This window comes from Stenotrophomonas sp. 21LCFQ19, from assembly GCF_056861425.1.
In genome coordinates, this window is the sequence record NZ_JBSPUF010000007.1 from 210621 (window position 1) to 222696 (window position 12076).

Genomic DNA, 12076 nt, shown 5'->3' on the forward strand with positions numbered 1-12076 from the left:
AGGGTGGGTTTACTCGGCAACTTCTTCCACCGCCCGCGGGTGCGGGCGGTTGTCGGGCAGCTGCCAGAACACCAAGGTCGAGCTGAGGGTGATCGCCCCGACGCAGAGGAAGGTGGCATGCAGTGCTGCGGTCGCACCGTGGCCGCTCAAGTGATTGCCAAAGGCCGCCAGCAGGCTGCCGGCGGTGGCCGCGCCAAAGCCGGTGGCGAGCATCATCACCATCGACAACAAGCTGTTGCCGCTGCTGGCCTGGTGCGTGTCCAGGTCGCGCAGGGTGACGGTGTTCATCACGGTGAACTGCATCGAATTGACCGCGCCGAAGATAGCCAGTTGAGTCAGTCGCAACCACAGCGGCTGCTCGGCGGTGATCAGCGCGAAACTGGCCATCGCCAGGCCCACGCAGACCGTATTGATCATCAGGATGCGGCGGTAGCCAAAGCGTTCCACCAGACTCACCGCTGCGCGCTTGGCGGCCATGCCGGACAGGGCTACCGGAATCATCATCATGCCTGCGGTCATCGGGCTCAGGCCCATGCCGACCTGCAACAGCAGCGGTATCAACAGCGGCATCGCTCCGCTGCCAATGCGCGAAAACAGGTTGCCGAGGATGCCGATGCGGAAGCTGATCACCTTGAACAGGCTCAGCGGAAACAGCGCATTGGCGGCGTTGGCCGCATGCAGCCAGTAACCGGCCAATGCGGCGATGCCAACCACTGCCAGCAGCAGCACCAGTGCATGCGCCGAGTTGAGCGCTGACACGCCATCCAATGCCAGTGACAAGGCAATCATGCCGAACGCCAGCATCACATAGCCGGCCAGGTCGAAGCGTTGATTCCGCTGGCCGTAGTGGTCGGGCATGATCTTCAGCGCGGCGACGAAGCCGATGATGCCGATCGGCAGATTGATCAGGAAGATCCAATGCCAGGAGGCGACTTCCACCAGCCAGCCGCCGAGGGTCGGGCCCAGCAGGGGGCCGATCAGCGCGGGGATGGCGATGAAGCTCATCGCCGACAGGAACTGTTCGCGCGGCACCGAACGCATCACCGCCAGACGGCCGACCGGCAGCAACATCGCGCCGCCAATGCCCTGCAGCACGCGTGAGGCCACCAGCCACTGCAGCGTGGGTGACAGCGCGCAGGCCAGCGAGCCCAGGGTGAACAGCACGATCGCGGCGAGGAAGGTGCGACGCGTGCCGAAGCGGTCGGCGATCCAGCCCGAGGCGGGAATGAAGGTGGCCACCGCCAGCGCGTAGCTGAACACCACCGACTGCATCTGCAGCGGGCTCTCGCCGAGGCTGCGCGCCATCGCCGGCAAGGCCGTGTTGACGATGGTCGAGTCCAGCATTTGCATGAAGATGGCCAGCGACACCAGCCATAGCAGCGGCTTCTGGGCGGAACTGGCAGGCTGCGGGATGGGGGGAGCTGGGGGCATCAAGACGACTCGCTCTGGAGCAGGCGCTTATTGTCCTCCGATGCGTGTGCAGATGTTGCGTATGTAGTGCCGAGCCATGCTCGGCTGGGGCTTTACCCGTAGTGCTCGGTTCACCTGTAACGCCGAGCCATGTTCGGCAGAGGCTTTCGGACTACGTGCAACGCTCTTGCCGAGCATGGCTCGGCACTACAGGGAAAGAAAGGGCCCGGATTGCCCCGGGCCTTCAAGCATCAGCGGCGGCTGAGGCGATGCACCGCATCCACCAGCACGGCGACGTGCTCGGGGTTCATGTCCGGCGACATGCCGTGGCCCAGGTTGAACACATGGCCTTCGCGCGAGCCGCCGTTGCCGGCGGCATAGCTTTCCAGCACCTTGCCGACTTCGCGGCTGATCGCATCGGGCGAGCCGTACAGCGTGGTCGGGTCCAGGTTGCCCTGCAGTGCGACCTTGCCGCCGGCTGCGCGTGCAGCGTCTTCCAGCGAGATGGTCCAGTCGACGCCGACGCCTTCAGCGCCGCTGGCGGCCAGCTCGGCGACGTACTGGCCGGTGCCCTTGCCGAACAGGATCAGCGGGGTGCGCTCAGCGCCGTCGCCACGCTTGAGCTCGCTGGCGATGCGGTTGAGGTAACGCAGCGAGAACTCGCGGTACATCGCCGGACCGAGCACGCCGCCCCAGGTGTCGAACACCTGCAGGGCCTGCGCACCGGCAGCGCGCTGTGCCGACAGGTAGGCGATGACCGCATCGGTCACCACCTCCAGCAACTGGTGCAGGGCCTTGGGCTCGTTCAGCGCCATTGCCTTGATGCGGGCGAAATCCTTGCTGCCGCCGCCTTCGATCATGTAGCAGGCCAAGGTCCACGGGCTGCCGGAGAACCCGATCAGCGGCACCTTGCCGTCGAGCTCGCGGCGGATAAGGCGCACTGCATCCATTACATAGCGCAGCTCGGTTTCCATGTCCGGCACCGCCAGCTTGGCGACCGCGGCGGCATCACGCACCGGGTGCTTGAACTTGGGGCCTTCGCCGTCGACGAAGTACAGACCCAGGCCCATGGCGTCCGGCACGGTGAGGATGTCCGAGAACAGGATCGCGGCATCCAAGTCGAAGCGTTCCAGCGGCTGCAGGGTCACTTCGCAGGCGACTTCCGGGTTCTTGGCCATGCCCAGGAAACTGCCGGCGCGGGCGCGGGTAGCGCGGTATTCCGGCAGGTAGCGGCCGGCCTGGCGCATCAGCCAGACGGGGGTGTAGTCCACGGGCTCGCGGCGCAGGGCGCGCAGGAAGCGGTCATTGCGAAGTGGGCTGGTCACATGGAACTCCTGGGTAAGAACCGCAGGCGCGCTGCGGCGCACCTGCAGGGAATGCGGGATTCAGGGCGCGGGCTGGCCGGCGGTGAACATCACCTGGAAGCCTTTCTTGATCTGGCCATCGCGGGCCTTTTCGAAGGCGTGGATGGCGTCGTCGTGCTGCAGGAAAAGCTCGCGGCGCAACTGGATGCGGCCACCGGTCTGGCCGCTCTCACGCAGCAACTCCCAGCCGCCGAGCAGATCCGGCACCAGGGACAGTTGAACGTAGCGGGGGGCTTCTTTGCCGCTGGGCGGCTGTTGCAGTAGGACGCGCATGGCGGCGATTGTAGCCGGTGTGCGGGTTTTGGGCTGGTTTTGGGGAACGATTGGATAAGACCCGCGCCCCCCTTCTCCCCTCGGGAGAAGGTGCCCGAAGGGCGGATGAGGGTAGGGGCGAAGCCTCGTGCTCTTTTGACGTCACCGGGCTTCGCCCGTACCCTCACCCCAACCCCTCTCCCGCAGGGAGAGGGGCTTCAGCGCGCGGTGGTCGACTTCCCGCTCAGCCCTGCCGCAGCACGTCCAACACCGCCGCCTCATCCACATCCGGCACCACCTCGGCCTTGCCGATGCCGCGCCACAGCACCAGTCGCAGGCGCCCGGCGATGTTCTTCTTGTCCAGCCGCATATGCCCAAGCAGCGCCTCGGCATCCAGGCCTGCGGGGATGTTCGTCGGCAGGCCGTAAGCCTCCAGCAGCTCGCGCAGAACCTCGGTATCGGCCGCATCGGCCATGCCCAGCGCCGCCGACAGCCTGGCCGCCAGCACCATGCCGACCGCGACCGCCTCACCATGGTTGAGGTTGTCGTTGCCCGGCGCGCCGTAACCCTGCGCGGTTTCGATCGCATGGCCGAAGGTGTGGCCGAGGTTGAGCAGGGCGCGTTCACCCTTCTCCAGCGGATCGCGTTCGACGATCTCGGCCTTGTGCTCGCAGCTGCGGGCGATGGCCTGGGCCAGCGCGCCGTCGTCGCCGGCCAGCAGGGCCTGGCGTTCTGCCTGCAGCCACTGGAAGAACAGCGGATCGCGGATGGCACCGTACTTGATCACCTCGGCCAGACCGGCCCGCAGCTCACGTGCAGGCAGGGTGCGCAGCGCAGCGGTATCCGCGACGACTGCACGTGGCGGATGGAAAGCACCGACCAGGTTCTTGCCCTGCGGAATATCCACCGCGGTCTTGCCACCGACCGAGGAGTCGACCATCGACAGCAGGGTGGTGGGCAACTGCACGCAATCCACGCCGCGCATCCAGCAGGCCGCGGCGAAGCCGGCCAGGTCGCCGACCACGCCGCCGCCCAGCGCCAGCACGCAGGCGTCGCGGGTGGCGCCGAGGCTTGCCAGCGCGTTGATCGCGCCAGCGAAATTGTCCAGGGTCTTGGAGGCCTCGCCGGCCGGGATGATGTGCTGGCCGATCTTCAGGTCGGGTCGGGCTGCCAACAGCGCGGTCTGTACCTTGGCCAGGTACAGCGGTGCGACGGTGTCGTCGCTGACCAGCAGCACATGGCGGCCACGGATGGCGCCGACCAGCGCCTGTGCCTGCGACAGCAGGCCCGGGCCGATATGGATCTGGTAGGGGTGTTCGCCGCCGACGGCGACGGTGCGGGTGGGAGCGGTCATGCGGGGCGGTTCCAGGATCTGCCATTGCGCGGCAAGCCGTGTGACGGTGTGCGCGGTGGCGTCGGCGGGGGTGTAGAGGTCGGTATCGATGATCAGGTCGGCCAATTCGCTGTACAGCGGGTCGCGGATGGCCGCCATGGCGTGCAGCACCTGCTCGCGGTCGGGGCGTTGCAGCAGCGGGCGGGTCTTGTCGCGCTGCAGTCGCGACAGCTGCGAGGCCACGCTGACCCGCAGGTAGACCACGAAACCATGGGCGCGGATGCGTTCACGGTTCTCCCGGTCGAGCACGCAGCCGCCGCCGGTCGAGACCAGTTGGCCGCTGCCTTCCAGCAGACGGGACAGGACACGCTTTTCGTGGGCACGGAAGCCGGCTTCACCGACGTTCTCGAAAATGGCTGGAATGCTGGAGCCCACGTCGTCGACGATGGCTTGGTCGGCATCCACGAACACCAGCCCGAAACGCTCGGCCAGGCGACGGCCGATGCTGGTTTTGCCGGCACCCATGGGGCCGACCAGGATGAGATTGGGGGCGGGATTCATTACCGGAAGATGCTAGCACCTCGTGTCAGTGCCTTAACACGGTAGCAGCCAAGCTCGGCAGTTCCACGAATGGTTCGTGGTGCAACCAAGGAGTTGGACATGTCAGTGGCGAAAATCATTGAAGTCAACGCGTCCTCCAAGACCAGCATCGAGGATGCGGTGCGCAGCGGCATCAAGAAGGTGGCCGAGACGGTCAAGGGTATCCAGGGTGCGTGGATCAACGAAACCAAGGTTGTCACCGACGGCGACGGCAACGTCACCGAGTGGCGGGTCAACCTGCGGATCACGTTCCTGGTGCAGTAATGCATTTGCAGTAATCGCGCGGTGGGTGCCCGCTGATCAGGCTGGGCACGCATCTGCAAGGGCTCGGCGGCGCCAGCGCCGTCGAGCCATTCATGCGAAACCGTTGTGCTGCGGCTGGCCGGGTCGCCTCGTCGCCTCAGTCCGCTGTATCCGCCAACGGCTGCCGTTGCGCATCCAGGGCAATGACCCGGTCGGCGATGCCGGGCAGGGTGCGTAGCGCCTGCCGACTGATGCGCTCGTAGAACTGCACGAAGCGCTCCAGCTGCGGCCTTGTCATGCTGCTGCGGCCAGGCGATGCCTGCTGCAGCGCCTGCTCCTGCTGCCAGCGCCAGTGCGGGACCACCGCGAAGCTTGGCGGTTGCAGCATCCACAGCCGGTCAAAACGCTGCCATAAGCCGGGGTAATGCTCGGCCAGTGACTGGTTGCACCAGCGCCGCCAGCGGCCGTCGGCATCGGCCTCGCGTTCCAGTGCGTTCAAGGGCAACTGCAGCGCATCGTCGGCCTCTGCCGGCGTGCCCAGGAACCAGCCCTCGAACACCAGCAGGTCCAGCGGTTGCTCGATCTTCTTCCACTGTGCTTCCGGCACCCGTTCATCGGCGAGTTTGTCAAAGCGCGGCAGCAGGAAGCCTTGCCCGGCCTTGGCCGCATCCAGCGTGGCCATCGCCAGGGCCAGGTCATGCGTGCCCGGCGGTCCGCGCGTGGCAAGCAAGGGATGCACGCGATCGGCAAGCCGTTGCCGTTGCGCGCGGGTCAGGTAGGTGTCATCGATGGACACTGCCGCAGCGCACAGGCCGCGCGTGCGCGCCAGGTCCACGATCTGCGCGGCCAGCGTGGACTTGCCACTGCCTTGCACACCACTGATTGCCAGTACCGGCGTGCCGTTGGTGCTGGCCAGCGCATCGTCCAACGCCTGTGCAACCAGTGTCGGCGCAAAGCGGCGTTGGGAAAAACTGTGCGGAACGGGGGACATGCCGCCACAATAGCCCAAACACGTGCCCTACGAAGCAGGACCATGACCAATCTTTACGCAGAAGCGCTTTCGACTTTCGCCGCATTGTTTGAAGAGGCCAAGGCTGGCAAGGAGATCGATGCCACCGCGATGACGGTTGCCACCGCTGACATCGATGGCCGCCCGTCGGCGCGCACGGTGTTGCTGAAGGCTTTCGACGAGCGCGGCTTTGTGTTCTATACCCATCTGGACAGCCGCAAGGGCCGCGAACTGCACGACAACCGGGCAACGGCGTTGTTGTTCCTGTGGCGCAGCCTGCGCGAGGCGGGCATCCAGGTGCGGATCGAAGGTGATGCGCAGCTGGTGTCGGCTGCCGAATCCGATGCCTACTTCGCCAGCCGCCCGCGCATGAGCCAGATTGGTGCCTGGGCCTCGGTGCAGTCGCAGCCATTGGCGTCGCGCGAGGAGTTCGAACAGCGCCTGGCCAACTTCGAGACACGTTTTGAAGGCCGCGATGTGCCGCGTCCGGACGGCTGGGGCGGGGTGCGTGTGGTGCCGCGGCGCATCGAGTTCTGGTACGGCGCTGACTTCCGCCTGCATGAGCGTTGGTGCTACGAGGCCGATGCGGCGGGCGAGTGGAGCAAGCGGATGCTGTTCCCGTAACGATGAGGGGGCATCGGCATGCGGTTGATTCCCGTCTTCCGCATCACCGTGTTCGTGCCGCCTGCGCAGCTGGAAACGCTGAAGCAGGGGATTCTGGCGGTGGATGACCTGGCCGCCGGTGGCTACGCGCACGGTATGTGGGAATCCGCGCCGGGCGTGGAGCAGTTCCGCGTGATCGAAGGCACGCACAGCGCCGTTGGCCAGGGCGGGGAGCTGGTGCGCGCGCCCACGGTGCGGCTGGAGTTCTGCATTGCGCGCGATCCGCAGCGGCTGCAACGGATTCTGGATGATGGCATTGCCGCCCATCATCCCTGGAACAGCCCCGCCGTATTCGTCGATACAACGGAGTTCGCCGCACCATGATTGGCCCGCGCCGCATTGTCTGCCTGACCGAAGAGCCGACCGAAACGCTTTATGCACTCGGCGAGCAGGACCGCATCGTCGGCATCAGTGGCTTTACCGTGCGGCCGCCCGAGGCACGCCGTGACAAGCCCAAGGTCAGCGCCTTCACCAGCGCCAAGGTCGGCGAGATTCTCAAGCTGAAGCCGGACCTGGTGATTGGTTTTTCCGATATCCAGGCCGATATCGCTGCCGAGTTGATACGCAACGGTGTGGAAGTGTGGATCGCCAACCACCGCAGCGTCGCCGGCATCATCGACTACATCCGTCGGCTGGGCGGGTTGGTGGGCGTGGCCGCGCGTGCCAATGCCTACGCGGACGAACTGCAGCAGGGCTTGGATGCAATTGCCGGGCAGGCGGCTAAGCTGCCGCAGCGCCCGCGCGTCTATGTCGAGGAATGGGATGAGCCCATCATCACCGGCATCCAGTGGGGCGCGGAGCTGGTGGAGATCGCCGGCGGCATCGATGTGTTCCCGGAGTTGTCGCGCGAGCCGCTGGCCAAGGCGCGCATCCTTGCCAATGGTGACCCAGTGATCGCGCGCAACCCGGACATCATCATCGGCTCATGGTGCGGCAAGAAGTTCCGTCCGGAGCGGGTGGCTGCGCGTCCGGGTTGGGAGGCGATCAACGCCGTGCGTGATGGCGAGCTGCACGAGATCAAGTCACCGCTGATCCTGCAGCCCGGGCCGGCGGCCTTGACCGATGGCGTGCAGGCGATCGCGCAGATCATCAATCAGTGGTCTAAGCGGGCAGGGGCCCTGTAGGAGCGGCGTAAGCCGCGAAGCTCACAACAGCCCAGCCGCCGATCAATCTGCAATCACGGCGCATCTACAGGATGTGGGAGCGGCATGAGCCGCGAAGCTGGTGATGCTGGAAAGGCCGCAAGAGCTTACCCCTCCCCAACCCGCCCCTTGGCCTTTGGCAAAAGGGAGACGGCGAGAGCTCACCCTCTCGGTGCCAACCCCGTATATCTGGCACGCGGCCGTATCAAGGTGCCCAGGGCTTGCTGCTCCAATGCATGCGCCAACCAACCAGTAAGCCGGGCGGTAGCAAACATCACCAAGGCATGCGCGCCTGGCAGTTCGTGCACATAACAGATAGCCCCCAGCATCCCGTCAATATTCGGCCGCTGCCCGCTGACTTCTTCGGTAGCAGCCAAAACCGCTTCCACATGGCGCATGCGCGGTGAATCGCCGCGCAGTTCGCGCAATTGACGCAGAACCTCCGCGCCTCGTGGGTCGCCATCGGGATACAGCAGATGGTTGAAACCGGGTAGTTCGTCACCGCGCCGCCAGCGTTCGGCGATGAAGGTGGCGGGTGATCCGCTGGTTTCGGCATCGACCAGGAGGGCATGTGCACGCGCGGTAGCACCGCCATGGCGCGGGCCGGACAGGGCAGCCAATCCAGCGCTCACCGTCGCGTGCAGGTGTGCGCCAGTGGAGGCGACCACGCGCGCTGCAAACGCCGAAACATTCAGTTCGTGGTCGGCACACAGCACCAAGGCCGAGCGCACCAGTTCGGCGAAGTCCGCATCCCCCGGCATCCAGGCATCGGCGAGCAGGCGATGTACCGGCCGCGCATCGGGCTCGGTGCCGACCAACAACGCCGCGTTCTGGCGCAGCAGCATCGCAGCGACCTCGCGACGCACGGAGACCGCTGCGTTGAGCGACTGGCGTTGCTCCAAGGCCAGCAGCGGAATGCAGGCCATTGCGCGCTCCACCGGCGGCAGGCTGCCATCAAGCGCCAGGCTGGCAATACGCGGCGGCCAGGAGGGCAGGGCGGCCGCGGCGAACGGATCCTGCTCCTCGCATTCCCATAGCAGGCGCGCGATGTCTTCCAGGGTGGCACCGGCCTGTGCGGCAGCCACGGCTGAACGGCCCCGGTAATAGGGCGCATCCGGACGGATCAGCGAGATACGGGTTTCCAGCACTGGCAGGCCGCGGTCCAGGCTCTGCGCAGCGCCGCGTTCGGCGCCTCGTCCGGCTTGCTTGCGCTGCGCCAGGCGTTCGACTTCCGCCCGCAGGTACACCCGGCTGCGCGCCGACGTGCCGGGCCGCGAGCTGAGCAGACCGCGGCTGACATAGGCGTACAACGTGGCGGCGCTGATGCCGAGCAGGGCACAGGCTTCACTGGCGGGTATGAGTTCGGGGTTGAGGGCGTCGGACATGGCGTATTCAATATATTGATTTATTGAATCAAGATTGATCAATGCATCTGATGGTGACAGATTAACCGTCACAGCGGAATGGCATGCTCGCCTCCGCCCAGCCACAAGCCAGGAGCCACCCATGAGTCTTTCTTCCGCCGGCGCTGCATTCCGCGCCGCACTGGCCGCCGAGTCCCCGTTGCAGGTGGTGGGCGCGATCAACGCCAACCACGCCCTGTTGGCCAAACGCGCCGGGTACCGTGCCATCTACCTGTCCGGCGGCGGCGTTGCCGCTGGCTCGCTGGGCCTGCCGGATCTGGGCATCAACACGATGGAAGACGTGCTGATCGACGTGCGCCGCATCAGCGATGTCTGCGATCTGCCGTTGATGGTCGATATCGACACCGGTTTCGGCCCGAGCGCGTTCAACATCGCGCGCACGGTGAAGTCGCTGATCAAGGCCGGTGCAGCTGCCTGTCATATTGAAGACCAGGTGGGTGCCAAGCGTTGTGGCCACCGCCCGGGCAAGGAAATCGTCTCGCAGGGTGAAATGGTCGATCGGGTGAAGGCTGCCGCCGATGCCAAGACCGATCCGGATTTCTTCCTGATCGCCCGCACCGATGCCATCCAGATGGAAGGCGTGGACGCAGCCATCGAGCGCGCGCTGGCCTGCGTGGAAGCCGGCGCCGACGGCATCTTTGCCGAGGCTGCCTACGACCTGGAGACCTATAAGCGCTTCGCCGACGCGGTGAAGGTGCCGTTGCTGGCCAACATCACCGAATTTGGCGCGACGCCGCTGTTCAGCCGTGATGAACTGGCCTCGGCCGGTGTGGCGATGCAGCTGTTCCCGCTGTCGGCGTTCCGTGCAGCGAACAAGGCGGCCGAGAACGTCTACGAAGCCATCCGCCGTGATGGCCACCAGCGTAATGTGGTGGACAGCATGCAGACCCGCGAGGAGCTGTACGACCGCATCGGTTACCACGAATTCGAGCGCAGCCTGGACAAGACGTTTGCTGCGAAGAAGTAACAGCACTTCCTTCTCCCTGTGGGAGACAGAACGGCAGGATTGCCGTTCTGCACGGCGAAAGCCGCCCGAAGGGTGAGCGCCAAGGATGGCGCGAATGTAGATGGCGCGTAGCGCCGGATGAGGGTACGGCGAAGTCTTTGTGGCTGACTGCACCCTCACCCCAACCCCTCTCCCGGCGGGAGAGGGGCATCAAAATCCCGCATCTGATCGAGGTTCACACCATGTCTGAATCCACCGCCGCACCGGCGTTCAAGCCGAAGAAGTCCGTCGCCCTGTCCGGTACCGCTGCCGGCAACACCGCCCTGTGTACCGTTGGCCGCAGCGGCAACGATCTGCACTACCGTGGCTACGACATCCTGGACCTGGCCAACACCAGCGAGTTCGAGGAAATCGCCCACCTGCTGGTACACGGCAAGCTGCCGAACAAGGCCGAGCTGCGTGCCTACAAGGCCAAGCTGAAGGCGCTGCGTGGCATCCCGGCATCGGTGAAGGCCGCGCTCGAAGAACTGCCGCCGTCGGCGCACCCGATGGACGTGATGCGTACCGGCGTTTCCGTGCTGGGCTGCGTGTCGCCGGAGAAGGACGACCACAATCACCCGGGCGCACGCGACATCGCTGACAAGCTGATGGCCTCGCTGGGTTCGATGTTGCTGTACTGGTACCACTGGAGCCACAACGGCAAGGTCATCGACGTGGAGACCGACGATGACTCGATCGGCGGCCACTTCCTGCACCTGCTGCACGGCGAGCAGCCGCGCGACTCCTGGGTCAAGGCCATGCACACCAGCCTGATCCTGTACGCGGAGCATGAATTCAACGCCTCGACCTTTGCCTGCCGCGTCATCGCCGGCACCGGCAGCGACATGTACAGCGCCATCACCGGCGGCATCGGCGCACTGCGTGGCCCGAAGCACGGTGGCGCCAATGAAGTCGCCTTCGAAGTGCAGAAGCGTTATGAAACCCCGGACGAAGCCGAAGCCGACATCAAGGCTCGCGTCGAGCGCAAGGAAGTGGTGATCGGTTTCGGTCACCCGGTCTACACTGTGTCCGATCCCCGCAACAAGGTGATCAAGGACGTCTCGCGCGAGCTGTCGGCCGAGCAGGAAAACATGAAGATGTACGACATCGCCGAGCGTCTTGAGTCGGTGATGTGGGACATCAAGAAGATGTTCCCGAACCTGGATTGGTTCAGCGCCGTCAGCTACCACATGATGGGCGTGCCGACCGCGATGTTCACCCCGTTGTTCGTGATCGCACGTACCGCGGGTTGGAGCGCGCACATCATCGAGCAGCGCATCGACGGCAAGATCATCCGCCCGAGCGCGAACTACACCGGCCCGGAAGACCAGACCTTCGTGCCGTTGGACAAGCGCGCGTAAAACCCGCGGAAAACCTCCCGCAAGCGCGATAAAGCCCCTCTCCCGCTTGCGGGAGAGGGGTTGGGGTGAGGGGAGGCTCCTGGCACGTGGAGCAGCTTTTCGCTCTGAAGGAAAAAGCGAAGCAACGCTGAAACAAGAGCAAGAGCTCCCCCCATCCGCCCTTCGGGCACCCCCGCCTTCGCGGGGGCAGGCCCTTTGTTCCCCCGCAGGCGGGAGAAGGGAAATGCCAGATTTCATGTGTTGCTGTGGGATTGCTGCAATCACACGCATCTGCGCAGCACTCCACCGCA

At 65.4% G+C, this 12076-nt stretch carries 12 protein-coding genes and 1 pseudogene; 6 read left to right on the plus strand and 7 right to left on the minus strand.

Annotated features, from left to right (window positions below):
* Window positions 1-9: 9 nt before the first annotated feature.
* The 5 genes and pseudogenes from mdtD to AC13FW_RS10150 all read right to left on the minus strand — a co-directional run.
* The gene (gene mdtD, locus AC13FW_RS10130; RefSeq protein WP_481534272.1) at window positions 10-1431 is read right to left on the minus strand and encodes a multidrug transporter subunit MdtD; all 1422 of its coding nucleotides are present in this window, start codon (window positions 1429-1431) and stop codon (window positions 10-12) included.
* A 230-nt stretch (window positions 1432-1661) separates the two neighbouring features.
* Window positions 1662-2735, minus strand: coding sequence for a uroporphyrinogen decarboxylase (gene hemE / locus AC13FW_RS10135; RefSeq protein ID WP_296249391.1), 1074 nt, complete (start codon window positions 2733-2735; stop codon window positions 1662-1664).
* A 60-nt stretch (window positions 2736-2795) separates the two neighbouring features.
* Complete coding sequence (locus AC13FW_RS10140) at window positions 2796-3047, minus strand: WGR domain-containing protein (RefSeq protein ID WP_282265842.1); 252 nt, start codon at window positions 3045-3047, stop codon at window positions 2796-2798.
* A 223-nt stretch (window positions 3048-3270) separates the two neighbouring features.
* The gene (aroB, locus tag AC13FW_RS10145) at window positions 3271-4380 is read right to left on the minus strand and encodes a 3-dehydroquinate synthase (protein ID WP_296249412.1); all 1110 of its coding nucleotides are present in this window, start codon (window positions 4378-4380) and stop codon (window positions 3271-3273) included.
* A gap of 18 nt (window positions 4381-4398) precedes the next feature.
* Window positions 4399-4920: pseudogene (locus AC13FW_RS10150) on the minus strand (shikimate kinase); the annotation flags it as partial.
* 99 nt (window positions 4921-5019) lie between these two features.
* Between AC13FW_RS10150 and AC13FW_RS10155 the strand changes: the two are divergent.
* Window positions 5020-5223: a dodecin family protein gene (locus AC13FW_RS10155; RefSeq protein WP_282265844.1), complete on the plus strand. Its 204-nt coding sequence runs from the start codon at window positions 5020-5022 to the stop codon at window positions 5221-5223.
* 136 nt (window positions 5224-5359) lie between these two features.
* On the opposite strand, the gene AC13FW_RS10160 is transcribed toward AC13FW_RS10155, so the two are convergent.
* Window positions 5360-6193 (minus strand): kinase, encoded by an 834-nt coding sequence (locus AC13FW_RS10160; RefSeq protein ID WP_482988965.1) that lies wholly within the window; start codon window positions 6191-6193, stop codon window positions 5360-5362.
* 9 nt (window positions 6194-6202) lie between these two features.
* Between AC13FW_RS10160 and pdxH the strand changes: the two genes are divergently transcribed.
* The 3 genes from pdxH to AC13FW_RS10175 are packed head-to-tail and all read left to right on the plus strand — an operon-like array spanning window position 6203 to window position 7998.
* Window positions 6203-6835 carry a pyridoxamine 5'-phosphate oxidase gene (pdxH, locus tag AC13FW_RS10165; protein ID WP_296249414.1) on the plus strand — a complete coding sequence of 211 codons (633 nt, stop codon included), beginning with the start codon at window positions 6203-6205 and terminating at the stop codon, window positions 6833-6835.
* A gap of 18 nt (window positions 6836-6853) precedes the next feature.
* Window positions 6854-7198, plus strand: coding sequence for a YqfO family protein (locus tag AC13FW_RS10170; RefSeq protein WP_482988966.1), 345 nt, complete (start codon window positions 6854-6856; stop codon window positions 7196-7198).
* A complete protein-coding gene (locus AC13FW_RS10175; RefSeq protein ID WP_482988977.1) occupies window positions 7198-7998 on the plus strand; it encodes a cobalamin-binding protein in 801 nt (266 codons plus the stop codon). The genes AC13FW_RS10170 and AC13FW_RS10175 overlap by 1 nt, the downstream gene beginning before the upstream one ends.
* Before the next feature lie 179 nt (window positions 7999-8177).
* Here AC13FW_RS10175 and AC13FW_RS10180 read toward each other — a convergent pair whose 3' ends face one another.
* A complete protein-coding gene (locus AC13FW_RS10180; protein ID WP_482988967.1) occupies window positions 8178-9401 on the minus strand; it encodes a citrate/2-methylcitrate synthase in 1224 nt (407 codons plus the stop codon).
* Between the two features lie 121 nt (window positions 9402-9522).
* On the opposite strand from AC13FW_RS10180, the gene prpB reads away from it, so the two are divergent.
* Window positions 9523-10407 carry a methylisocitrate lyase gene (prpB, locus tag AC13FW_RS10185; RefSeq protein WP_293713941.1) on the plus strand — a complete coding sequence of 295 codons (885 nt, stop codon included), beginning with the start codon at window positions 9523-9525 and terminating at the stop codon, window positions 10405-10407.
* 221 nt (window positions 10408-10628) lie between these two features.
* The gene (gene prpC, locus AC13FW_RS10190; protein WP_296249403.1) at window positions 10629-11786 is read left to right on the plus strand and encodes a bifunctional 2-methylcitrate synthase/citrate synthase; all 1158 of its coding nucleotides are present in this window, start codon (window positions 10629-10631) and stop codon (window positions 11784-11786) included.
* The last annotated feature ends 290 nt before the right edge of the window (window positions 11787-12076 follow it).